This is a genomic window from Nocardia sp. NPDC059764, from assembly GCF_042732555.1.
In the GTDB taxonomy this organism is placed as follows: domain Bacteria; phylum Actinomycetota; class Actinomycetes; order Mycobacteriales; family Mycobacteriaceae; genus Nocardia.
In genome coordinates this window covers 1-21,309 of record NZ_JBHWHH010000071.1, presented here as the reverse complement: position 1 = coordinate 21,309, position 21,309 = coordinate 1, and the positions used below count along the sequence as shown (strand labels likewise).

Annotated in this window: 27 protein-coding genes and 1 pseudogene; 3 read left to right on the top strand and 25 right to left on the bottom strand. The window is 64.4% G+C overall.

What is annotated here, in order from left to right:
* Window positions 1-363: 363 nt before the first annotated feature.
* A complete protein-coding gene (locus ACFV4K_RS17775; protein WP_379276036.1) occupies window positions 364-1,674 on the top strand; it encodes a trypsin-like peptidase domain-containing protein in 1,311 nt (436 codons plus the stop codon).
* 216 nt (window positions 1,675-1,890) lie between these two features.
* Here the strand turns inward: ACFV4K_RS17775 and ACFV4K_RS17770 are convergent, their stop codons facing one another.
* On the bottom strand, window positions 1,891-2,289 hold the full coding sequence (locus ACFV4K_RS17770) for a VOC family protein (protein ID WP_379276034.1): 399 nt from the start codon (window positions 2,287-2,289) through the stop codon (window positions 1,891-1,893).
* 103 nt (window positions 2,290-2,392) lie between these two features.
* Here ACFV4K_RS17770 and ACFV4K_RS17765 point away from each other — a divergent pair, with 103 nt between their 5' ends.
* Window positions 2,393-3,388: a helix-turn-helix transcriptional regulator gene (locus ACFV4K_RS17765; protein WP_379276032.1), complete on the top strand. Its 996-nt coding sequence runs from the start codon at window positions 2,393-2,395 to the stop codon at window positions 3,386-3,388.
* 621 nt (window positions 3,389-4,009) lie between these two features.
* Here the strand turns inward: ACFV4K_RS17765 and ACFV4K_RS17760 are convergent.
* The 19 genes from ACFV4K_RS17760 to ACFV4K_RS17670 form a co-directional block, all read right to left on the bottom strand.
* Window positions 4,010-4,543 (bottom strand): STAS domain-containing protein, encoded by a 534-nt coding sequence (locus ACFV4K_RS17760; protein ID WP_379276031.1) that lies wholly within the window; start codon window positions 4,541-4,543, stop codon window positions 4,010-4,012.
* 313 nt (window positions 4,544-4,856) lie between these two features.
* Window positions 4,857-5,096, bottom strand: a complete 240-nt coding sequence (locus ACFV4K_RS17755) for a hypothetical protein (protein WP_379276029.1) — start codon at window positions 5,094-5,096, stop codon at window positions 4,857-4,859.
* A gap of 339 nt (window positions 5,097-5,435) precedes the next feature.
* Window positions 5,436-5,597: a hypothetical protein gene (locus ACFV4K_RS17750; RefSeq protein ID WP_379276027.1), complete on the bottom strand. Its 162-nt coding sequence runs from the start codon at window positions 5,595-5,597 to the stop codon at window positions 5,436-5,438.
* Between the two features lie 111 nt (window positions 5,598-5,708).
* Window positions 5,709-6,458, bottom strand: a complete 750-nt coding sequence (locus ACFV4K_RS17745; protein WP_379276025.1) for a PAS and ANTAR domain-containing protein — start codon at window positions 6,456-6,458, stop codon at window positions 5,709-5,711.
* A 1,072-nt stretch (window positions 6,459-7,530) separates the two neighbouring features.
* Window positions 7,531-7,704 (bottom strand): CsbD family protein, encoded by a 174-nt coding sequence (locus tag ACFV4K_RS17740; protein ID WP_379276023.1) that lies wholly within the window; start codon window positions 7,702-7,704, stop codon window positions 7,531-7,533.
* A gap of 200 nt (window positions 7,705-7,904) precedes the next feature.
* Complete coding sequence (locus ACFV4K_RS17735; protein ID WP_379276022.1) at window positions 7,905-8,060, bottom strand: DUF6131 family protein; 156 nt, start codon at window positions 8,058-8,060, stop codon at window positions 7,905-7,907.
* Between the two features lie 310 nt (window positions 8,061-8,370).
* Window positions 8,371-8,682, bottom strand: a complete 312-nt coding sequence (locus ACFV4K_RS17730) for a gas vesicle protein K (protein WP_379276020.1) — start codon at window positions 8,680-8,682, stop codon at window positions 8,371-8,373.
* Window positions 8,675-8,911 (bottom strand): gas vesicle protein, encoded by a 237-nt coding sequence (locus tag ACFV4K_RS17725; RefSeq protein WP_379276018.1) that lies wholly within the window; start codon window positions 8,909-8,911, stop codon window positions 8,675-8,677. Before ACFV4K_RS17725 ends, ACFV4K_RS17730 begins: the two co-directional genes overlap by 8 nt.
* Window positions 8,908-9,702, bottom strand: a complete 795-nt coding sequence (locus tag ACFV4K_RS17720; RefSeq protein ID WP_379276016.1) for a GvpL/GvpF family gas vesicle protein — start codon at window positions 9,700-9,702, stop codon at window positions 8,908-8,910. The genes ACFV4K_RS17725 and ACFV4K_RS17720 overlap by 4 nt, the downstream gene beginning before the upstream one ends.
* Complete coding sequence (gene gvpJ / locus ACFV4K_RS17715; RefSeq protein ID WP_379276014.1) at window positions 9,692-10,084, bottom strand: gas vesicle protein GvpJ; 393 nt, start codon at window positions 10,082-10,084, stop codon at window positions 9,692-9,694. The genes ACFV4K_RS17720 and gvpJ (ACFV4K_RS17715) overlap by 11 nt, the downstream gene beginning before the upstream one ends.
* Window positions 10,081-10,416 carry a gas vesicle protein GvpO gene (gvpO, locus tag ACFV4K_RS17710; RefSeq protein WP_379276013.1) on the bottom strand — a complete coding sequence of 112 codons (336 nt, stop codon included), beginning with the start codon at window positions 10,414-10,416 and terminating at the stop codon, window positions 10,081-10,083. Before gvpO ends, gvpJ (ACFV4K_RS17715) begins: the two co-directional genes overlap by 4 nt.
* 5 nt (window positions 10,417-10,421) lie before the next feature.
* Entirely contained in the window at window positions 10,422-10,673 is a 252-nt protein-coding gene (locus ACFV4K_RS17705) for a gas vesicle protein GvpG (RefSeq protein ID WP_379276012.1), read from the bottom strand.
* A 3-nt stretch (window positions 10,674-10,676) separates the two neighbouring features.
* Window positions 10,677-11,438 (bottom strand): GvpL/GvpF family gas vesicle protein, encoded by a 762-nt coding sequence (locus ACFV4K_RS17700; protein WP_379276010.1) that lies wholly within the window; start codon window positions 11,436-11,438, stop codon window positions 10,677-10,679.
* Window positions 11,438-11,845 (bottom strand): gas vesicle protein GvpJ, encoded by a 408-nt coding sequence (gene gvpJ, locus ACFV4K_RS17695; protein WP_379276009.1) that lies wholly within the window; start codon window positions 11,843-11,845, stop codon window positions 11,438-11,440. The genes ACFV4K_RS17700 and gvpJ (ACFV4K_RS17695) overlap by 1 nt, the downstream gene beginning before the upstream one ends.
* Window positions 11,842-12,927, bottom strand: coding sequence for an SRPBCC family protein (locus ACFV4K_RS17690; RefSeq protein WP_379276008.1), 1,086 nt, complete (start codon window positions 12,925-12,927; stop codon window positions 11,842-11,844). Before ACFV4K_RS17690 ends, gvpJ (ACFV4K_RS17695) begins: the two co-directional genes overlap by 4 nt.
* A gap of 5 nt (window positions 12,928-12,932) precedes the next feature.
* The gene (locus ACFV4K_RS17685; RefSeq protein ID WP_379276007.1) at window positions 12,933-13,562 is read right to left on the bottom strand and encodes a hypothetical protein; all 630 of its coding nucleotides are present in this window, start codon (window positions 13,560-13,562) and stop codon (window positions 12,933-12,935) included.
* Window positions 13,563-14,761: 1,199 nt separating this feature from the next.
* The gene (locus ACFV4K_RS17680) at window positions 14,762-14,938 is read right to left on the bottom strand and encodes a hypothetical protein (protein ID WP_379276005.1); all 177 of its coding nucleotides are present in this window, start codon (window positions 14,936-14,938) and stop codon (window positions 14,762-14,764) included.
* A 92-nt stretch (window positions 14,939-15,030) separates the two neighbouring features.
* Entirely contained in the window at window positions 15,031-15,255 is a 225-nt protein-coding gene (locus tag ACFV4K_RS17675) for a hypothetical protein (protein ID WP_379276004.1), read from the bottom strand.
* Between the two features lie 425 nt (window positions 15,256-15,680).
* Window positions 15,681-15,887 carry a hypothetical protein gene (locus tag ACFV4K_RS17670; RefSeq protein ID WP_379276052.1) on the bottom strand — a complete coding sequence of 69 codons (207 nt, stop codon included), beginning with the start codon at window positions 15,885-15,887 and terminating at the stop codon, window positions 15,681-15,683.
* A 197-nt stretch (window positions 15,888-16,084) separates the two neighbouring features.
* Between ACFV4K_RS17670 and ACFV4K_RS17665 the strand changes: the two are divergent.
* Window positions 16,085-16,236 (top strand): annotated as a pseudogene (locus tag ACFV4K_RS17665) (integrase core domain-containing protein); the annotation flags it as partial.
* A gap of 46 nt (window positions 16,237-16,282) precedes the next feature.
* On the opposite strand, the gene ACFV4K_RS17660 reads toward ACFV4K_RS17665, so the two are convergent.
* The 5 genes from ACFV4K_RS17660 to ACFV4K_RS17640 all read right to left on the bottom strand — a co-directional run bounded on the left by ACFV4K_RS17660 (window position 16,283) and on the right by ACFV4K_RS17640 (window position 20,921).
* A complete protein-coding gene (locus tag ACFV4K_RS17660) occupies window positions 16,283-16,462 on the bottom strand; it encodes a hypothetical protein (RefSeq protein WP_379276054.1) in 180 nt (59 codons plus the stop codon).
* A gap of 330 nt (window positions 16,463-16,792) precedes the next feature.
* The gene (gene ccrA, locus ACFV4K_RS17655; RefSeq protein ID WP_379276002.1) at window positions 16,793-18,022 is read right to left on the bottom strand and encodes a crotonyl-CoA carboxylase/reductase; all 1,230 of its coding nucleotides are present in this window, start codon (window positions 18,020-18,022) and stop codon (window positions 16,793-16,795) included.
* On the bottom strand, window positions 18,019-18,672 hold the full coding sequence (locus ACFV4K_RS17650; RefSeq protein ID WP_379276000.1) for a class I SAM-dependent methyltransferase: 654 nt from the start codon (window positions 18,670-18,672) through the stop codon (window positions 18,019-18,021). Before ACFV4K_RS17650 ends, ccrA begins: the two co-directional genes overlap by 4 nt.
* 15 nt (window positions 18,673-18,687) lie before the next feature.
* Window positions 18,688-19,911 (bottom strand): cytochrome P450, encoded by a 1,224-nt coding sequence (locus tag ACFV4K_RS17645; protein WP_379275998.1) that lies wholly within the window; start codon window positions 19,909-19,911, stop codon window positions 18,688-18,690.
* Entirely contained in the window at window positions 19,902-20,921 is a 1,020-nt protein-coding gene (locus ACFV4K_RS17640; RefSeq protein WP_379275996.1) for a ParB/RepB/Spo0J family partition protein, read from the bottom strand. The genes ACFV4K_RS17645 and ACFV4K_RS17640 overlap by 10 nt, the downstream gene beginning before the upstream one ends.
* Window positions 20,922-21,309 lie beyond the last annotated feature (388 nt).

Genomic DNA, 21,309 nt, shown 5'->3' with positions numbered 1-21,309 from the left:
TCACGCGAGACGTGTCTCGCACGGACTGCACCGTGATCCACATGGATCAGCTCGCCTGTGGCCCTGGAGTTCATCAAAACTCATTCAAAATGCACCCGAAATGTCGCTATTCCGCAGCAACCCCGGGAAATTAGCTGGTCCTCCTTCATAATCTCGTATCCCTCCCAAGACCTTTCAGGGACCTCAATACACATCTGCCATTAGACGCCGGTCGCCATAATGGGTATACGACGACCAACGTCCTCACGGAACAGGACCGGCGAGTCTGCAGAAAATATCTGCCACGACGTCGGGTAGATGTGGCGGTGACCATGCAAGGCCACACCCTCGGCCGACCGCAGTGACCAGTACACAATCGGAGGGATGCGGATCATGTTCGTCGACAAATCGCTCAAACCACTGGGCGCAATTCTCCTGTCCGGCACATTGGTAATCGGCTGTGCAGCGAGTGCGGCGGGGGCGCCCAGTGGACCCGATCTGGAGAGGTCGATCGTCCTGCTCGAGACGAGCTGGGACGGATATATATTCGTGCCGCCGAAATACGATCAGGATGGCGTGGGGTTCACGAAGGAAGTGAAGGCGGCTTCGACTTGCACCGGCTGGTTCGTCGGCAAGACCGGCCAGATGATGACGGCCGGTCACTGTGTCGATCCGGCGGAGGGCAAGAAGGCCCTGTTGCAGAATTTTCTCTCGTCCAAGGGCAGATCCGACCTGCTGGAAACCGCCCTCATGAATTGGAAGGTGGAGGGGACCACGCAAGGGGCGCCGGTGGACCGCGCGGTGAAGGCGATTCAGCCGCCAGCGGTGAACGGCGCCGTGCTCACGACCGCCACCACCCTTCAGATCGTCGACTTCCGGTCGTTCGAGCAAGGGGATCTGGCCTTGCTGAAGGCGTCGGGCTTGTCGAAGGACACACCGGCACTGTCGATCGCCGATGTGACTCCGCAGGTCGGCAGCCAGCTGACCTCCATCGGGTTCCCCGGTAGCGTGTTGAACTTCGCCGATCCCAGCCGGATCCCCCACGCGTCGTTCAAGTCCGGCACGGTGTCGAGCCAGCAGGTTTCACCTCAGGGAGTATCGGTCCTCGAGGTGAGCACCGACATGTCCGGCGGCATGTCGGGCGGCCCGACCGTGAACAGTGATGGTCAGGTCGTGGGAATCAACAGCTTCGGTGTCCTGAATCCCAGTACCGGCGCGGAGATGGCCGGAACGAACTTCATCACCGAAACCAAGGATCTGCGGACCTTCCTGGATTCACACGACGTACCACTCGCTCAATCCGCGTCGAAGAGCAGCTTCCCGGTCCTTCCCGTGATCGCTGGAGTGGTAGTGGCCGCCTTGGTCATCGCCGGCGCGACCGCGGCCCTGTTGTTCCGGCGCCGGAGGACCGCGATGACGGCTCCCGCACCGGCCGGCGAAGCCGCCGCCACGGGTTGGGCTTCTCCTGCCGGTCTCCGAGACGACCCGGTTGCCGGACCGGAGACAACTCACGCACAGCCGATGTCGCATCCGACGCCGGTCACCGTCGGGTCGGCCGAACCGAATCCCGCTGAGGACCACGAGCCGTCGACCACAGACGACCCGGATACCGAGACGCACTACTGCTCCAATTGCGGATTCGAACACCACCCAGGGGAGAAATTCTGCCCACGCTGCGGACACGCCGCCGGCTGAACCTCGGGGCCCCGCACGTCACCGCCACGGGAATCCCGTTCGGCGGCAGGCTCTTTCACGATCGGGTAGAGCCTTTCCCGGTCTCCGCGCCTGCGACAGATACGCCGCGGCGCGACGCGACAAGGAGGAGAACGACAGTGGCCCGATGTCCGGAAAACGCTCGGCCAGCTGTCACTGCCCCACGTGTGCCCCATGCCCGATGCCGGTGAGCGGATATCAACAGGCGAACTTCGCAGCGGCCTGCGCGGTGACCGGGGTGAAGAGGTTGATCAGGTTGCCGTCGGGATCACGCAACAGCAACGACCGGTTCCCCCACGGCATCGTCGTGGGCTCGTTGACGAAATCCTCGACCGTATCTCGCAACCGCCGGTAATCGGCATCGACATCGGGGACCAGGAATTCGATGATCGCCGTGTGATTGTCGGCTGGGTGCGCGCTGCCCGCAGCGAACAGCGCCACGGTGCGGGTGCTTCCGATCGCGAGGGTGCCGGCGGGTGTGACGATTTCAGCGAAATCCGGTGTAGCCCAGTTCGCTTCGACGCCGGTCACGTGGTGATAGAAGCTGACCAGCCGCTGGATGTCGTCAGTGATCAGACGGATCGAGACGAGCTTCATTGTGTGCTCCTGCTGTCGGATGAGGCGGAGGTTCCACCGCCGCACGCCACGGTAGAGCCGATACCGGACAGTTTCCGCCCGGTATAGATGCGAGAATTTCTCGATGACGCGCCCCACCGTCCGAGTGCTGGCCCTGCTCGAGCTGTTGCAGACCGGCGGTACTCATACCGTCGGCGAACTCGCCGGACGGCTCGGCGTCGACGAACGCACCGTCAGGCGATACGTCACACATCTCACCGACCTGGATATCCCGGTCCGATCGGTGCGGGGCCGCTACGGGGGATACCGGCTCGCTCCCGGATACCGAATGCCACCGCTGATGCTGACCGACGACGAGGCGGTGGCCGTATTACTCGGGCTCCTCACCAGCCGCGGCACCGACCGGCCGACAGCGGCCACCCGCGCAGCCGACAGCGCGACGGCCAAACTCCGCCGCGTCCTCCCCCCACGTCTGAGGGCCCGGCTGGGCGCATTGATCAACACCGTCGAATTCACCGTCGACGCGGGCCCGGAGGTGGCTGTCGAGACCGCCGTCCTGCTCCGGCTCGCCGAAGCCACCCGCGAGCACCGACCGGTCGTAATCGGGTACACCGACCGAAACGGGCGGTCCAGCCGACGGACCGTGCACCCCTACGGACTCGTCGACCACTCCGGCCGGTGGTATCTGACAGGGATGGACAGCAACAGCGACGAACTACGCCAGTTCCGGCTGGACCGCATCACCGCGGTGAGCACACAGCCCGGAACGTTCGCTCCGCCCACCGAATTCGAGCCAGCCGCTCATCTGCTGTCCGCATTAGCCAACGCGCCCTATCGGCACGAGGTATCAGTCCGAGTCCAGGGCACACTCACCCAGGTCCGCCCGCTGCTCCCTGCGACGATCGCGACCGTGCATGAGATCGACTCGCAGCCCGCTGACACCAACCCATGGGTCCGGATCCGAATCCGCGCCGAACGACTCGACTGGATTCCCGCCGTGCTCGCCGGTTTGAACCGCCCGTTCATCATCGAGCACCCCGACACACTCAACGACGCCGTACGCGCCCTGGCCAGCCGACTCACCGCGGCCGCCGACGGCCGATACCAAACCCGTGGATAGCAGCCCGGACGCTCGACAATGCCGCGTACCGGGTGTCCCTCCGATGGGGTTCTTGGATTGCTGGTGTATCGCCTCGGCAGACAGGGACCCCATAGTCACGGTTGAAATCCAGCAGCCCGGTCTGTGCCTTTCCGGCAAGGGCGGTACATCGTGCAGCGTGCCTGACTAGGGCGTCACCATCTGCATACGGACGAGGGATCTGATCCTGCATGCCGAACTCATTCATCGATCGATCGAAATTCCAGCGGCTGGTGTCGTCCGGCGCGGGCAGCACTCTGCGCACACAATCACACACCGCCCGCCAGCGACGCACAGTCGAAGCCCTTCTGGTTTCATCCGCCATAACCACATACCGACTCGGGATGGACAAGAGTTCTCGCCCCACGTCCTCCTGGGCGCAATGCGGGGCGCGACCCTCGCATCAGCCTGGACACTCGGGTCGCGTGCTGCGCCGACACCTCAGCACACACCAATACCCCGGCCTCGCATAACCCCGCCGTATCCGATCGAGGCCGACCGACAGCGAAGTCGTCACCGTGACCGAGCCGCATGTCACCGACTTCTGCGTTCGAAAAACGATGGTCAGCGGCCGGTGGATCGCGGGTCAGCTGGACTCGGGGATCAGGATGATGTGTACAGCCGCTTGCCGCTTGCCACTACCCAGGGGTTGGCTCTGCAGGCTTCGGCGATCGTGTCGACGGTGAACAGGCCGGTGGGACCGCAGACCTCGAAGAGGCGGTTCACGCATCGTGGTCCGACGACCACGCACAGCGCACGGCAGTGCCGGCGGGCGTGGTCGTCGGCGTCGAGGAGGGCCCGCAGCCCCGACAGGCCGAGGAAGGTCAGCCTCGACAGGTCCACCACAACCAGCCGGGCGCTGGTGGCGATCCCATATCGGAGGTGTTCGCGTAGTTCGCCGGCGGTGGTGTAGTCGATCTCTCCGGTGACGGTGAGGATCGCGATCGACGGCGACGGCCTGCTGCGGGTGACGTGCATCAAGGTGCGCGACTGGATCGGCTCGGCTCCCGCTGGCCCACGGATGGTGATGAATGAATCTGGCATCAGGATCAGATCCCTTGTCCGACTGCAGGTGACACCCCACCCGGGGGTCACCGCAACGTGCCGCAAAAGGCACAGGCTGGGCTGCTGTTTCAACCGTGATCATCATATTCTCCGGCACTCCCCCTGGCTCGCCGAAGAGACACTCCTGCAACCCGCCCACCCGTACGCCGCCAGCGCAGGAGGTACAGCCGCGGGCGCGCTCACCGCGTGAACCCCCGCCCGGCCCAGGGAACGGGCGGGCAATCTCCAAAGCAGTCACCAGGACGTGGCCCGACCTGATAACCGCTGATCATCGTAGGTGCACCAATACGACTGGCCAGAGCACCACGCCCACTCGATTACAGACAGAGCTCGGCATCCGCCTCGGACTACATGTCGCCAGGCCTACCTGTTCGGAAAACGATTGTCAGTGGATTCGTTCGCCTGAACGCCAGGCATGCCGGCCTGGACCTTCACCACGGGCGGGTGCGGTCGCGGTGAGCGGCTCCATCCACGCCGGCAGGTCGAGGTTCAGGCGCGGGATCTCCTCGGTGGGTTGGTCGAGTTCGCGGTACAGCTGGCGTAGGAACGCTTCCAGGCTGCCGTAGCGGCCCAGGATCTCGCTCAGTAGCTGTACCGCGCTCGCACTGTCCACGGCCTGTGGCATGGCTCCCTTTCTCGCTGATGTTCCGGGCGCGGCCGCAAGCGTCGGCGACGACCGCGAAGAAGCAGGTGCAGTGCCATCGGCGGGCGGAGGGTTCGCGGTGATGTGGGTATCGCGCCCGCCGATGGGGACTGCCGTGTACAGCGCCGGCGCGCCGGTTGCAGCCGGAGCCGGGAAGGCCGCCGGGGCGGGCGGCCCGGAATCATCCGAGCACGAACAACGCTCCAGCACCCGCAGACAGGGCTGGTTCGTCAGCCGCGGTTCGGTCTCGTGATCGGATGCCCGCCGACAGGCTTCCCATGCCTCGACTCCACCAAACCCGTTGTGCTGAAGCGGATATCGTCAGCCCTTTTTGCGGCGTATGCGCCGTTCGGGAACCGGGCGGCCCGCGCGATCGGAGTGCCAGCGGCTGATGTCGTCCGGCGCGGCCAGCAGCCTGCACACGCAGTCACGCACCGCCCGCCAGCGACGCGCGGCCGCAGCTCTTCTGGTTTCAGCAGCCATGGCCACATCCCCGCTCGGGATGGACAAGGGCCTCGCCCCAGCGTCCCTCAGTGCACGAGGGGCGCGACCCTCGTTTTCCGAACGCGTCGGATCGGAGCAGGAGGGGCCATGTCAGCTGCTGTGTGGCGGGGTTCCTTCTCCGGGCGGAGTACTCATGTCGGGGGCTCTGGCGATGGCCGGAGTGGTCGGGATGCGTTCGTGCACCGTCAGCAGCAGGTGGTCGAAGCTGGTCCTGACCGTCGAGTCTGCCGCCGGCATCTCGCCCAGCTCGGCGAGCAGTTGCTGGGCCAGGTCGCGCAGGTTGGTGTTGGTTTCCTGCGAGCGCCATCGCAGCAGGGCGAATGCCTGCTCGGCGTCGATGCCGTAGACGCGCATCAACACGCCTTTGGTCTGCTCGACGGCGGCGCGGGCATCGACTATCCCGGGCAGCCTCGCGTCGAGAGCGTGCTGTTCGGCAGCCTCGATCACCCCGGAGAGCTCGATGTAGAAGCCGCTGGTGCCTACCGGGCGGCCGTCATCGTCGAGGATGCGGTCGGCGACCACCATCACCTGATGCTCGACCCCGCGGGTGTCGATGAACCGGTGACGGCTCGAGAACGGTTCGCCTTCGGTGATCGACCGGGCAATGATCTCGGCGACCTGGGCGCGGTCGTCGGGATGCTTGTGCGCCAGCAGCAGATCGGTGGTCGGCTCGACCTCTCCCGGGGTGTAGCCGTGCATGCGATACACCTCTGGTGACCAGTCCCAGCGGCGGGTGGCGAACCAGAACCGGAAGCTGCCCGTGCGCGCACCTGCCGCCACCGCCGGTTCCGACTCCCGCGCGGGTGTTCCTGCTGGAGATTCCCCAGAAGTGCTCACCATCCGATTATCAGACCTGCACCCGACTCAGCGGTAGGCCGTCCTGGGCTGATCGTTTTCCGAACAGACGAAACCCCCACGGACTGCAGCCCATGGGGGTGATGAACGCCGAATCAGTCGTCGCTGAGGTTGTCCGCAGACGACGCAATCTCGTTGGCGGCGGTGCTCATACCGACTACAGCCGCTCGATTTCGGCCCGTAGGGCCGAGTACTCCGCCAGCAGGATTGGGGTGTGGGAGCTATCAGAGGAAGTGCCCGAACCGGCGGTGGTCACGAGCGATCCGAGTCTTGTTGCACGAAGACGGCGAGGAGGAACCCAACCAGCGACATGCCGCCATTGTCGCAGATCAGAGGGTCAACGCAGATCGTTTCGAAACCTGTCCCCACGCGATCCATCTATACCGCGACGCCAGCGACCGGTGATGGTGCCATGTGTTGCGATCTTGGCGACGATGCTCGAAATTCTATCTGCCACAAAGGAGGCCAGTACGACCTCAACCGCCGGATGCCGCGTGTCGCAGTCCAAGGAGACGAGCCGATCCTCGTGTGGTGACCCCGTTACGGGGAGGGCGTTTGAGGTCACGTCTATTCCGCCCGTACTGCCCGGATCAGGGAGTCGGCTTGCACCCCGGCCGGTAAGGCTTCGCCTCCGGCGTGTACGTCGGCTCCGGCGTGTAAGGCTTCACCTCCGGCTGGTACGGCTCCGGCTGCTTGTACTCCGGGGTCGACTCCGGAACATACGGCTTCACCTCCGGCTCCAGGATCGGCGGCGCGGCTGTGGCAGGCGGGGTAGGCGTCGAGGAGGGTCTCGCGACGGCCGCTGCAGTGACCGGCGTGACCGGATGGTTGAGGTGTCATGTGGCCGAGGCCGTGTAGGCCGCGAGGATATAGTCCGGATGCCGATCGAGTTTGGTGCTGGGTTGTAGTGCATCGTCGTACGCAGGTCTGGGTAGCTGGCGGCGATTTGGGCATCACGCGGATGCCATCTGCCGTTGCCGCGAATTGCCATGGCAACTCGAAGTGCCGGCTGTTTATGGCCGGCACTCCGATTCACCGATGGCGGATGATTGTCCGGTCATCGCTTGAAGGCGTCCTTGACCTTCTCTCCTGCCGACTTCAGGTCGGACTTGACCTGCTTGTTCCGTCCTTTCTGCTCGCGCTTGGGGTTGTTTGTCATTTGGCCGGCCTTCTCCTTGACCTTGCCGCCGAGTGCTTGGGCTTTGTTCTTGGCCTTATCCGTAGTACTCACAGCTTCCTCCTTTCCATTGGGGGCTCGCCTGGCCGCGGTTGATCTCGAATGCGACACTTCTGCGGCAGCCCACATATGATCGCACTACCCACAGCGACGGTGAGAAAACCTCTATGTCGTATTCATTCGTGGCGTTCTCGGTCGGGGCAGGTCGTGACTGTGACGTGGTGGTCATCAAATCCAGACACGCGATTCAGGCGTCAATAGTAGTGTCGGCGACCGCCGACAGCGCGGCCTGTTGCCCCCAAAAGCAGTAATGCGAGGCCAATAACGAGGACCACGATTCCGATCGTCCAGAGGATCGGGATGCCGAATATGAATCCGGCGATAAGGAGGATGATTCCGAGAATGATCATGGTTACTACCTGGTTTCGCTGTTCCGCTCGAAGGGCTTGAGAAGCCCTCCGATGCTGATGCTGGTATCGATCATGCGCACAATGCCGTGTCAGTGCACACTCGGCTACGGCCGGGGAATAACAAAGCACGAGTTTCAACCGGTACGATGAGTCGGCCGTCATGCAGCGGATACCCTCAGGTTGGCGACTCAATCCGTGCGTCCGATTGCCAATCGTAACCGGCTTTCCGCAATGTCTTCGCGAGTCAGTGAAAATGCAGCCGGCAACCGTGTGCACAGCGTGTCCGCGCGATCTTTGTCGCCCATCCAGGTCACTTGAAAGAGCGATCTGCCGGGTCGGGTAGAAGTGGACCGAGGGGGCCGAGGTCGATATTGAGATCTTCGGGAGTGAGTCCGAAGTGATCGCGTAGTTCGTCCATGCGTTGTTCGAGCAGCATCAGGGTGGATCCGATGCGTTCGATCTGGGCATCGGTGAGATCGCCTGCGTCGACGCGGCGTAGCGCCTGCCGTTCCATCAGTTGCCGCAATAGTTCCACCAAGGTGAGCACGAGAGTGACCAGCCCGCGCTCGACCGTTTCCGGGTCGGTGTCGATTCGTGGTGGGATGCCGCTGAATTCAGTCATGGCCGGGCGGCTCTTCCTGTGCATCGCGCGGTGCGGAATCTAGCGGCCGATACAGGCCGGTGATGGAGGAGACGAGAGCTCGTAAGGAGATCTGAACCAGATCGACGTCGGCGATGGCGAGTTTGATGTCGCCGGAGATGACGACGCCACCTGCCAATACTCGGTCCAGTAGGTCGACCAGGGCGACACGGCGCTCGGTGCCGCCGCCGCCAGCGTCGGCCCGAATCATGTCGGTTCTCGTGTGACGCCGGCGAACGAATACGGCGGCCAGGGGCCGGTTAGTTCGAGTCGGATGCCGGGAAATTCGGTGCCGAGTGTCGTGACAGCCGTGGCGAACTCGTCGGTGTGGTCGTCGTCCACGAGGTATGTCCCGTTGAGCACCATCCAGTCCCGGCGGCCGCTCACCGCCGGGTCTGTCAGGGGCTGACGTCGTCCCGCCGCCGCCTGGCGAACCAACCGCGTATGAATTTCCTCGGCGCGCTCTGCCGCTTCGCGTTCTACGCTCTGCTGCGCGGACAGTTGTGCGCGACGCCGCGCCAAGTATGCGGCCCCCTGGCTCAGATTGCTGACCTCATCCGCGGACCTGGCCTCCGCCACGGCAGCGGTTAGGGCAGCACGATCGCCATATGCTTTCACACCCCACTCGGTACGGCCGCTGACCAACTTCAGGACGGCGTCGAAGTCAGCGTGCCGCTCATCGAGCAGCTCACGCACGCGGTTGTCGTCGTGGAAGACGGTCGCCAGCCGGAGTGGGAGGGCCGAGCCTCGGCTCACCATGGCGGATACAACCGCGTCGTGTGCCCGTGCTGTCGCCTCGAGCCAGTCGAGATCCTCGAAGTTTCGCCGTAATGGTTGCTCCCCGAACACGTCCAGCGGCACCGAGCCGACGACTGCGGCCAAGTCGCCAGAGACAACCGTACGTAGTGGTTCGCCGGCGACTCCGGTCAGTGTGCCCAGTTCCACTGCGCCGTCGCGGCGGGGAGCCACCACGTACAGCCAGACTGCGAGATCAGCGGTCACGATCGTCCCTTATCCGCTCGCGGCCGCGTTCGATGGGTTGCCGGCGTTCATTTGCCGCCTCCAGCTCGGCGATCCGGTCTCGGAGTTCCCGATTCTCGAGTTCGAGATCCGGTTCCTTCCGCTCCAGCGCATGGGCCTTGCTGTTGAGCCAGGGGTCGGTCTCCCACCAGTCGATGCCCACCGCCCTGGCCGTCTCCAGGGATGCGATCACCAATCGCAGTTTGATGGTGAGCAGTTCGATGTCGAGGAGGTTGATTTGGATGTCGCCTGCGATCACCAGACCCTTGTCGAGGACTCGCTCGAGAATGTCGGCAAGGTTGGTGGACTGGTGCCCGCCCCCGTAGGGCTGGGGTGCGTAGGAGCCGCCTCCGACGACCGTCATCGCTGATTCCCAGCGTCGATGTCGGTGCTGCCGCGGCTGTAGCGTTTGATTCTGCGGCTGGCCAGCAGATTCTCGTCGAAATCGATCTCCACCTCGTAGAGCGCCATGATGTCCGCCGAAGGGGGGATGCGGCGATCTTCCAGTGCCTCGATCTCCACCAGCCAACCATCCTCGATCGGTTCCACGCGCGTGATGCCCTGTATGTCGTTGGAAGTCAGCTCTGTGAGGCGTTGGATGGCCACCGCGGCGGCTTGCGCCGCGGTCAGATCCATGTGTTCATTCGATGCCGAGTGAGCATTGTCGGAATCGTTGGAAGTGGTGTCGCGGGCCACGTGAGTCACTCCTTCCGGTCGATGGGGCCTGCCTCGGAGCCGGTCATGCGATCCAGGGCCGCTTGCTGCGCTTGCTCGGCCTCTTCTGCGGACAAGTCACCGCTCGCTGCGGCGCGATCGATCTCCTCGAGTTCGCTCCGTAGTGCCGCAGGATCGTGTAGCTGCCGTTCGACCTGGTCCTGGATCAGTTCACCCACCCAGATCACACCGCGCACCGGCGCGAGGGGCAGTGAGAATATCGATGAGAGCAGACCCATGTCTCAGTCCTCGGGAGCTCGTTTCGTGACGAAGTCGTAGGCCGCCATCGGTCCGAGCAAGTCCAACTCCACCCGGCCGTCCCAGTCCTCGATGAGCCGGCGCACCGTCTCTTCCAGCTCATCTCGCCGGGCCGATTCGACCAGTACCGCGACGTGGACGGCGTCCTCTTCATGGCTGGGTTCGCGCTGGTTGACCAGTGCTTCGAGTTTCCCGAGTTCGGAAACCACCTTTGTGGTGTCCTCGGCTCGCTTGGCCTCGATGGCCTGATTGATCAGCTCGCCCAGCGCAATTCGCGTATCGCGGGTCGCGTCCTCGGGCTTGTCGCGGATCTCGTCTTTCAGTCGAGAGGCCTCGGCATTCTCCTCGAGGAGTTCGCGCAAGATCGCGTCTTCGACGTAGCGCCCTCTGATCACGAACTGGACCCGGCCCTCGAGTTCCTCCAGGGCGGCGCGGAATTCGTCCTCGTTCGCTTCGAGCAGTTCGTTTTCCACCGCATCGGTGTCGGTCATGACCGCACCGAACCGCAGCGGCAGCACCGGACTGACCGCGGCCGATCCGTCCAATAGTTTCTCGTGGGCGGTGAGGTCTGCGGGTGTGCCCAACGCTCGGTCGGACTCGAGCGTGCTGACCAAGGCAGCGACCGTGCCGTGCCGTACCACCGTGACTTCACTGGGCGGATCGCCGACACCGGTGGCGTGTGGTTCGGTCTCGACGTCTGCAGGCACAATGCCGTAGACGTATACAGCTGTCGATTCGGAAGCCATCACTCCTCCCCTCGCCTGGATGGCCTGCGCGCTGTCTGACGCTGGTTGTTCACATCGCCGAGGAAGTCTGCGACCTTCTCACCGGCCGCCTCGAGCGCCCCTTTCGTCTTGTGTTTCGAGGCGCCCTCGGTGACGTCGCCGACGATGTCGGTCAGGCCCTTCGGCTCGCTGCTCGAGATCTCGAGCCGGTTGACCGCTTCGGCGAAACGCAGATACGTGTCGACACTGGCCACCACGACGCGCGCGTCGATGGTCACCAGTTCGATACCGACCAGCGACACACGGGCGAACGCGTCGATGACCAGGCCTTTGTCGAGAATGGTGTCGACGACATCAGCCAGGCTGGAAGAGTTCGGCCGAGCCAACGTGCTGGTTGCACCGCCGCCGCCTGCGGGTTCGATAGTCATCTGTTTGCTCCTTCCGGCTCACGCGACCGGCGGGCCGCTGGACTCGCGCGGCGGGCGGCCGAACGACCGGGAGGCGGCTCCGGTTCTTCGTCCTCGGTCTCTTCCATTTCTTCATCTTCTTCATCGGCGCGATCCTCTTCGGATTCCCTACGCCGTGCGGTTTCGTCGTCTTCGACGACCTCGCTGTCGTGGATCTCGCCGTGCCAGCCCACGATGTCGTCGCTGTGCAGCACCGTTTCGGTCATGACATGCCGCTGGAACTGCTTCAGTTCCAGCCGGCACCGGCGGCCTGCCGCGCGCCACAGATTGGCGGTCTTCTCGAATACTCCCTTCGGGTGGTAGACGAGCACCACGAGAATGCGGGTGAGGTCCGGCGTGATGTCGTGGAAGGTGACAGCACCGTCGATGTAGCCCTTGGAACCTTTGGAACGCCACACGATCCGCTCGAACGGAACCTGCTCGAGGATCGTGGACTCCCAGGTTCGTCTGGACCAGAACACTTTGCCGGTCCAACTGAGCTTCTCGTCGGAGACCTGTTTGACCTGCTCGAGTTTCTTCGTGAATTTCGGAAAGTCCGCGAACTGGGTCCACTGGTCATAGGCCAAATCGATCGGCACGCCGACATCGATGTGCTCGACGATATTGGTCAGCTTCAGCTTCGTCGTGCCGCCCTTGCCCTTGCCGCCGGTCAGCGACTCCTTGACAGCCTCGAAATTCTCCTTGACCGTGTGCCCGAGCTTGCTCACGCCTCCGCTCATCGCCGCCTTCAACGGCGACGCGCCTCCAGCCAACTTTTCCACGCCGGTCACGGCTGCCAGCAGATTGCCTCCGCCACCGTCTGCGTACTCGTTGAGGCGCTCCGAGGTTCGCGATGCCCGGTCCGACAACCCGGCTACCGCGCGTTCTGCCACGGTCCCGGCAAGGTTCTGCACAGATTGTTGCAGCACCCCCGTCGGGGTGGACGATCGAGCGGATTTCCCGGCCTTCGCCCCCGCACGGGTCGCGGTGTCCGCGATTTTGCCGACGGCGTCGGCAGCGAGCTTGCCGACTCCATCGGTCTTGTCGTGCATTGTCTTCGGCATCGATCTCATCTCCTCGTACGGCGCACGGGCGCTTCGTCGGCGTCGGCGCGACTACGCCGTCGCGTCGACGAGGCGGGCTGACGATCCGAAGATCCGGACCTACGAACCGGGGTTCGAGAGCCGGATTTACGCGCGCGGGTGGATCTCGGGCTACTCGACCGCGCCGCGGGCGTCTCCCTGTGCTCCTCGTCGTCGTGATCTGTTCCGGACTCGCTTCGGTCCTCGAGATCCTCGTCTTCGCCGGCGGTCGATTCCCCGGCGTCTGGGGAGGTATCCTCACCGTCCTGGTCTTCGTCTGAATCCGTTTCATGCGAACGGTCTCGGTCTGTGTCCGAGGCGGCGGTTGAGCCCTGCTGTAGCCGCGTGTTGAGCGCGTCGATACGGTTGCTCGCGGCAGTCACCGCGGCCGATCGGACCGCACCCACCAACTCGCCGCGAACCGTGTCGGTGAGCTCCGCCAGCTCAGGCGACGATTTGAGCAATGAAGTCCCCCGCTCCAGCACTTCGGCGGGCATCCCCGAGGACCGCTTCGCCATCGCCGCACCCGCCAGCGACAACGCAAAACGCATCTTGCGTGTGCGGCCGAGTATGTAGCCGATTCCCACACCTATCGCAATTCTTGTGCCACCTTTCATGGCTTACTCCTTGCTTGCTGCTTGCTTGCTCGACTCTTGCTGCACCGACACAGCTCCGGGTCGGTGAACACTCAATGAGTCTGTAGGCCAGTACGAAACGGCCTTACCGCGCGTATACCCAGCAACCCCCTCCCTACTCGGCCAGCATTCATGATGACCGGTACTCGCTTCCGGCTTACCGGTCACCGCAGTGGAACCGACCGGCAATCCAGCCATGGTGGCGGGGCTACCGATCACCGGAGGCCCGAGCATCGAAGTCGCGCTGACCGACGAGCAGATCACTGCGCTCACTGCGCTGGGTTTGCCCTATGGCGAATATCGCGTGCGGGGACGCTGTTGGACGACCAGGATCGACCCATGGGGCTACCTGAGCCCCTGCGTGTCCCAATGCGCTGGCTGCGACCCGCGGATGCGATCGACGACCGCACTCACCACGACCTCGACCCCTTGGACCGACCGAGCCTCGTCCGGTGTTCCGCGCGGGGCCCAGTGTGTCACTGAATCCCTCGAGCGGGCCTATCAGTCCGAGCAATCCGATGCCACTGCGCGATGTGCATCGACGGGTCCTACTGCGTCACACGGATATTGGACGTGACCGGTGTGGCAGGCCAGCTCGAGCTCTGCGCTCCTCGTTCGGCCGAACCGGCCGAGCGATAACGGTCGATCCGCCGCCTCCGCTCGCATTGGAGCAAGATCGCCCACCGGGCAACCGGCTGGGTTCATGAACTCGCCTGGATCCGCAGGGCCGCGCCGACGGGACGTGCCCCCGCCCGGCCTGCGGACGGATGTCAGGACCGGGCGGGGTTGTGCACATCTCAACCAGCAGGTACCCGACCATGGCCATGGCCATTGCCGGATGACCATCGATCATCGTAGGTGCGCGACTGTGCACAGGGCCCCACACCACGCCGCGACGGGTGTGAAACTCCGACATCGCCACCGCATCCCGCGTCCGGGGCCGGGTAGGGCGGACAGTTACTCGCCACGGTCAGAACGACTGTACGAAAGGGGCCGGACCGGCCGACGCGAGCTCACCGCGCGGGCCCCGCCCGGCCAGCGGAACCGAGACAGGACCGGGCGGGGATGTTCGCATCTCCACTGCGGTCGCCCGGCCGTGACTCGACCGGGTAACCGCTGATCATCGTAGGTGCACACGCGCGTACTGCCAGGTCACCACGCTGGACGGCAGAACTCCAGTGCTACAGCCACAGCTCGGTATCGGGCGGACTCGGTCCCCGCCCCGATTCCGATTCCTTCCCGGGGTGGGCCTGCAGTGCCAGCAGCCGCGTGCACCATGACAGGTAGGCGTATACACCCATCCCCGCGTACTCGGCGACATCGTTCAACGTGAGCCAGTCCTCCTCGACCACTATCACCACAACGTCCGTGCTCGCAGTGGTGACCACTGCTAGACCGGCCAGACATGCGGCCGACACGTCACGGCAGCCGCCGACGCTTCACGCGCGGGCTAAGAGTGCTCGATCAGCTGCTTGTAGCCCAAGAACTCCTCGAAGGAGACCTGCCCTTCGGCCCAGATGCGGTCTTCCTGGATACGGCGCCCGACGATGTCCCGCACTTCCGGGTCCTGGGCCATACCCCACACGAGCGCGTCATCGAAAGTGATGAAACCGTCGCAGTCGGTATCGATCTCGTCGAACTCCCGCCGGATGGCAATGAACTGCTGCTGGTCCATACCCGTTCTCCTTTGCCGGTTGGTTACCCCCGAACAGCAACGCCTTCGTTCGTCATCGATCCAGCACACAATCGTACGCGGAAAGTTTGCCAATACCCGGAAGGGAGCGATCCGCCAGGAACCTTGGCCCAGCATTTCGTGAGCGGGAGCGAACTCGCAGCACGAGATGTGAGATCTCGGGCCGCCAACAGAAAAGTAGCCAGTCAGAACGTTGTTCTGTTGGCTACCGCCGGATTTCGCGCCGGTAGCCCTCACAGGCCAGTTTGCACAACACCCCGCTTGGCGCTGGCCAGGTCACATCCGGTGAGCACAGCAAACTCGCCAACGATCCAGGGACCGGACCCGTGCAGACGGATGACTCGGCACAGCCCCCATCGTGAGCAGGTCCGGCATGTTCGGATGGCAATTCACGTCGGGGAGGTGCGTCAGGGGATATGCATCAGCTGTCGAGCAGAGCCGAACAGACTGTTGGCGAGCTTGATGACAGGAAGTCCCAGCGGGATCAGGAGGATAGTCGCGCACAACACCGCACCGAGAATCCACACCACGGCCGCGAGCAACCCGACTACCGTGCCGAGCACGGCCGTCACGATCCCCAACACCACATTGAGCAGGCCCTGTATCGCTCGCATGATCACCTTTCTGTTGTCCAGTCTGCTCCTTTTCCACGCACTCCGCTCTCCTCTGTCCCGTCCTTTCCCTCCACCGCCTTTGTCACCGCCTTCACCTGGGTACTCAGCTCAGCTGGATATGGGGAGATAGCCCAATGACCACGGCTCGCGACATCATGCGCCCCGGCGCGGGCGAGGGTCTAGCTTGGTGTTGGATCGACAACGGATCCTGCTACCGTCCCACCGCTGGGCGGCAGCGCTGGAATGCACTGGGACGGTTCACAAGCGGACCCGCCCCTACACGCCGCGGACAAACGGGAAGGTCGAGCGGTTCAACGGCACACTGGCCCGGGAATGGGCCTACGTCCGGAATCGTCAGCTGCGCTCCGCACCGTCGCCGAACGCCATGCCCGAACTCAGACTCCACCGGTCCACCCCCGGCTCCTGGAACGATCGGCGTAGGTCATCAGCACCGATCGGGGCGCGGATCGATCCGGGCCGATCAACCGGCCAGCGGTCAGCAGCGCGAACAGCGTGCTACTCGACCAGGCGGTCATCTCGAACGGCACGAAGGCACCCAGAAGATCGACGACCACCGGATGGACAAGCACCTGGCCCCAAGGGTGGGGCACGGTGTTGCTGACCGAAATCACCCAGCCCGATTGACCTGACCCCCTGAATTCGGTCCGAGGAATGTGAGAGCCTTGCGGCCCACGAAGTGGGCAGGAAGGCTCGAAGGCCATGGCGACTCGCAAGAGGCGCACCCCTGAACAGGTCGCACGCAAACTCGGAGAGGCTGATCGGCTGCTGGGCGAGGGCAAAGACATCGCCGACGTCTCCACACCGAGTGCCGCTGTAATCAGCATCACATCTGGGTGTGCGCGAATCACCCTGGGGCAGTGGGTAACCCCCGCCTCAGGGGGTTCTCATTCGTAGCCGGCGATGGCGCTGATGCGGACAGCCATGTTGCCCGAGGGCTGGGCGTTGTCGAGCATCATCTGGTGGAACTTGCCGATGTCGGTGAAGTCGCCGACCACGCTCAGGCAGGGGTCCAGGTAGCCCTTGGTGACCAGGCGGGTGGTTTCGCGGCATTGGCGGGTGTTCGCGAAATGTGAACCCTGTAGGCGTTTCTGTCGCATCCAGAGGTATCTCAGGTCGATGTCGCCGTGGTAGCCGGTGGTGCCGCCGCAGATCACCACCATGCCCGCCGCGTCGCAGAGGTAGATCGAGGTCGGGATGGTGCCCTGGCCGGTGTGCTCGAGCACGATCTTCGGGGCGCGGCGGTCGCCCAGCTGTTCGTGGAAACGCGTCCCGAAGCGGCGGACCTCGGCCCGCCATGGCTCGAACTCGCGATCGTCGCCGATATCGGGCAGCCGGCCCCAGTGGTCGAACTCGGTGCGGTCGATGACGCCTTGCGCCCCCAGTTTCCGGCAGTGATCGGCCCGGGCGGCGCTCGAGACGACCGCGATCGGTTCACCGCCCAGTACCCGGGCGATCTGGATGGCCATCGAGCCCAGTCCGCCCGCCCCGCCCCAGATGAGCACCGGGTCGCCCGGGCGCACGATATTGGGCTGCCAGCCGGTCAACTGCCGGTAGGCGGTGGCACCGGTCAGAATGTAAGCGGCCGCCTCGGCCCAGCCCAGCCGCTCGGGTTTTGGCAGGCACTGGAACTCCTTGGCCAGGGCGAACTGCGCGAACGAGCCGTAATTGGTTTCGTAGCCCCAGGCTCGGACCGTGCTCGAGGTGATCGGGTCGGCGCCGCCGCGGATATCGGGCGCGGTTTCGTCCCACAGGCACGAAGAGACGACCACGTGATCGCCGACCCGCACATCGCGCACCCCGTCGCCGACGGCCCACACGATTCCCGAACCTTCCGAGCCGCCGATGTGGAAGTCCTCGGGTTCGCCTGCGCGGCGGCGAAATTCGATGATGTCCAAGGGCGTACCCAGCGCCGCCCAGACATTGTTGTAATTGATGCCCGCCGCCATCATGTAGATCAGCACCTCGCCGCGTCCGACGGGCGGCACGTCGATGATCTCGGTGGCGAACGCGGTGTCCGGGCGGCCGTATCGCTCGCTCCGGATGACCGAGGCGTACATCTTTTCCGGCACCACGCCGGTGGGCGGCAGTTCGTCGAGTTCGTACAGCGTCTTCACAGCGGCCGCTTCGCCGAGAAGTAGGCGATCGATCCCGAGGCTTTCACCTCGACGTCGACGAGTCCGCAGTCGGTCAGCCAGGACTCGATCTCCCCGACCGTGCCGACGGCCCCCATCGCGCCTTCGCTCTGCCAGGATCGAATGATCCGATCCCGCCGCGCGCCGGTCAGTACGACGGCACTGCCGCGCATCGTCCCGCCAGGCTTCAACGCCGTCCCCATGGCCTTCAACGCACCCGCGGGATCCGGAAAACAGTGCAGCCCCATATAACTGGTGCAGAGGTCGAACTCGCTGTCGAATGGCAGAGACACGACGTCACATTCGAGGAGTTCCAGGTTCTTCCAGCCGTACCTCGCGCCGACCTGCGCCGCCCGGGCCAGCATCCCCGAGGAGACATCCACTCCGACGTACCGGGCGGGCGCACTGCCCTCCAGTTCGCGCAGCAGCGTGCCGCCCCCACACGGCACATCGAGCATCGCCGCACCCGCGGCCACCGCTCGCAGCTTCTTCACATCCGAGTACATCCGGGTGTAATTCGAGCCGAAGGCCATGAACGTGTAGAGGATCGCCGACCAGCGACGTCCCGCCACGCGGTCCCAACGCTGCGGGCGCGGACCGTCCTCCTGCCACATTTCAGTTACGCCAGCCACGTGTTACGTCCTCCGTCATTGGTTCTGGTTGTTGTGCGGCCCCGGCCGCACCGGCAGCGCCACGAGTCCCCGGGTGATGACGCTCGATTGCCAGCGCAAGTCCGCGGCCGTCCCGTCGAGGGTCATCTCCGGATACGCCTCGACGAGACTCGTGAGCGCGATCTGCACTTCCTTGCGGGCCAACGCCGCGCCCACGCACCGATGGATGCCGTATCCGAACGCGATATGCCGGTTGTCCAGGCGGCCGAGGTCGACCGCGTCCGGGTCCTTGAAGGCCCGCGGGCAGCGATTGGCACTCGCGAGCGCGACGAGCAGGATCTGCCCCGCGTCGATCGTGTACTCGCCCAGGGTGATCGGGGCCGTGGTGAATCGATAGCTCGCCAGGTTCACCGCCCCCTCGAAGCGCAGCACCTCATCGAGGAACGGATCGATAGCCTCGGGATCGCGTCGCAGTTCCTCGAAGATCCGGGGATCGCCGAGCATGATCAGCACGGCATTGCCGATGAGGCTCGCGGTGGTTTCCTGACTGCCCAGCAGCAGCGCGTTCACCATGGCGACCAGCTCGGCTTCATCGAGCCGCTCGCCCGCGTCCGCCGTGGCGATCAGCTCCGACAGCAGATCTCCCCCGGCGCCGTTTCGGCGTTCTTCGACCAGCCGGCCGATGTAGTCCTTGAAATTCGCGGCGGCGGCGTACTTCTCGTCGACCTCGGCCAGCGAGAGCTGAGTGGTCAACCAGCCCTGGAAGATCGAGCGGTCGGCGGCGGGAATCCCGAGCAGTTCGCTGATCACGGTGATCGCGAGCGGCATGGCGTACGCGGCGATCAGATCGACGGTGTCCTGGTCGGCCATATCGCGCAGCAGCGCGGTCGCGATCTCACCGACCCGCGGTGTCAGATCCTGGACCGCCCGGCCGGACAGGGCCTGCATGGCGATGTTCCGCAAACGCGTGTGGCGGGGCGGGTCCGCGTACAGCATGTGATCGTTCACACGCGGATCCAGCCGCAGCGTCACCTTGCCATTGACCTGGGCGGCGGCACCGGGTTTCCCGTAAAGGTCCTTGCTGACCGTCGGGTCCGACAGCACGGCCTTGGCGAGCTCGTAGTCGGTGACCATCCAGGCCCGCATGCCGTTCGGGAACTCGACGTAGTGGACCGGTCCGCGGGCGTCGAGCAGCCGGTAGGTTTCGTGCGGATCCTGGAAGAATCCCTCGAGCAATCGAAATGCGGTCGCTACGGGCACAGTTGAATGTCCTTCTCACAGGGCTGATCTCGAACAGCGAGTTCGTCGGCGAATTCGGCCCAGCTGGTGGCGCATTCCCTGGCGACCCGGATCACCAAGTCGGCGCAGTGCGAGGGAACGCTGGAAACCAGGTGTTCGCGCACATGCACCTCGGTCAACGGCCAGCTCAGCAGGCGCAGCAGCACCCGGCCCGATTCGGTGAGGCGCAGGGAGGGATCTCGCTGCAGGGTGCGCAGCAGCATGCGCGCGTCCTCGCCGCGATCGACCGCCGACGCGGTCTTGCGCTTCATGCGATTGATGGGGTCGGGAACCGGATCCGCCCCGCGTTCGAGGCGAGCGCGGACATCGCGGACAGTGGCGGGCGAGATGCCTGCCTCACTGGCGATCTCGCGCAACGAGGCGTTCGGCTTCTCCGCGATCAATCGACCCGCGCGATTCCTGCCCTCAGTGGTGTCGAGCGGCCGGACCCGTCCGTCCCGCCCCATTCTCCCGTGTGGTTCCGGCAGCGCGGTACTGGTACATCGGCGCATTGTCGAAATCGTCTTGGCCGAAAGCCCGGTGAATGTGGCCAGGGATCTATCCGACCACTCCGGATGGCTCTCGATCAGCCGTTTCGCCGCGGCGACGCGGTCCGCTTTCGACAGCGGCAGCCCATGATCCACATTTGCTCTGACCGCTATGACGAAAGCATCCGATTCGGTTCCTTCGAAGAAGGAAACCTCGATATGACTGTCACCGCGGAGCTCGGCGGCCCGCCACCGATGCATACCATCTATAATCTTCATGGACGCACGGTGCACAATAATCGGCGGCAATTTCGCGTCCACGCCCGCAAGAGTTCTGACATGTTCCGGATCCTCGCCCGTCAAACGCGGTGAATCCGCGACGCGAAGAGATTCAGTCGCGACGACAACCGGACCTTCCAGCACTAACCCCGGATTTGACTCGATCCCGCACCCCCGCATATGTTCATCGATCGACATCAATGCCTGACGATCAATTGAATTCAACGTTATGCACTTCCAATCACAGTCAAATATTCGAGTAATGAAACTCATTGGACCAATGCCTGCAGACGCAACTATAGAACAGGTTCTATGACTCGTCCACCGAACGAGCGAGACGACTAGAGAGCCCGCGCCCGGGCCGTCACAAGCACGTGCTATGCCACGTGATCGCTTGTACGCCAAGGCAATCAGAGGCAAGGGGCGGGCCTGCGACACGCCGGACCCGCGTGCCTCGCACGCGGCTCGTTGGCCCGCAATGCTGAAACACGTTCTATCACTTTCAAAGCCGGCGTGGGGGGGGGGCGGGGCCGCCCGCCCGCGCCCACCCCCCCCCCCCCCCACCAATAAAGATAAAGAGGAGACGGCCCCCGCCGCGGGGCGCCCCCGCCCC

What these genes read in the sequence shown, in the direction of transcription:
- ACFV4K_RS17735 (WP_379276022.1), bottom strand. Translation starts at nt 8,060, where the DNA reads ATGATCATTCTCGGAATCATCCTCCTTATCGCCGGATTCATATTCGGC.
- ACFV4K_RS17675 (WP_379276004.1), bottom strand. Translation starts at nt 15,255, where the DNA reads ATGGACCAGCAGCAGTTCATTGCCATCCGGCGGGAGTTCGACGAGATC.
- ACFV4K_RS17755 (WP_379276029.1), bottom strand. Translation starts at nt 5,096, where the DNA reads ATGCCACAGGCCGTGGACAGTGCGAGCGCGGTACAGCTACTGAGCGAG.
- ACFV4K_RS17725 (WP_379276018.1), bottom strand. Translation starts at nt 8,911, where the DNA reads ATGATTCGGGCCGACGCTGGCGGCGGCGGCACCGAGCGCCGTGTCGCC.
- ACFV4K_RS17700 (WP_379276010.1), bottom strand. Translation starts at nt 11,438, where the DNA reads ATGGCTTCCGAATCGACAGCTGTATACGTCTACGGCATTGTGCCTGCA.
- ACFV4K_RS17765 (WP_379276032.1), top strand. Translation starts at nt 2,393, where the DNA reads ATGACGCGCCCCACCGTCCGAGTGCTGGCCCTGCTCGAGCTGTTGCAG.
- ACFV4K_RS17770 (WP_379276034.1), bottom strand. Translation starts at nt 2,289, where the DNA reads ATGAAGCTCGTCTCGATCCGTCTGATCACTGACGACATCCAGCGGCTG.
- ACFV4K_RS17685 (WP_379276007.1), bottom strand. Translation starts at nt 13,562, where the DNA reads ATGAAAGGTGGCACAAGAATTGCGATAGGTGTGGGAATCGGCTACATA.
- ACFV4K_RS17750 (WP_379276027.1), bottom strand. Translation starts at nt 5,597, where the DNA reads ATGGCTGCTGAAACCAGAAGAGCTGCGGCCGCGCGTCGCTGGCGGGCG.
- ACFV4K_RS17775 (WP_379276036.1), top strand. Translation starts at nt 364, where the DNA reads ATGCGGATCATGTTCGTCGACAAATCGCTCAAACCACTGGGCGCAATT.
- gvpJ (WP_379276014.1), bottom strand. Translation starts at nt 10,084, where the DNA reads ATGACGGTCGTCGGAGGCGGCTCCTACGCACCCCAGCCCTACGGGGGC.
- ACFV4K_RS17705 (WP_379276012.1), bottom strand. Translation starts at nt 10,673, where the DNA reads ATGGGTCTGCTCTCATCGATATTCTCACTGCCCCTCGCGCCGGTGCGC.
- ACFV4K_RS17670 (WP_379276052.1), bottom strand. Translation starts at nt 15,887, where the DNA reads ATGCGAGCGATACAGGGCCTGCTCAATGTGGTGTTGGGGATCGTGACG.
- ACFV4K_RS17690 (WP_379276008.1), bottom strand. Translation starts at nt 12,927, where the DNA reads ATGCCGAAGACAATGCACGACAAGACCGATGGAGTCGGCAAGCTCGCT.
- ACFV4K_RS17745 (WP_379276025.1), bottom strand. Translation starts at nt 6,458, where the DNA reads ATGGTGAGCACTTCTGGGGAATCTCCAGCAGGAACACCCGCGCGGGAG.
- ACFV4K_RS17730 (WP_379276020.1), bottom strand. Translation starts at nt 8,682, where the DNA reads ATGACTGAATTCAGCGGCATCCCACCACGAATCGACACCGACCCGGAA.
- gvpJ (WP_379276009.1), bottom strand. Translation starts at nt 11,845, where the DNA reads ATGACTATCGAACCCGCAGGCGGCGGCGGTGCAACCAGCACGTTGGCT.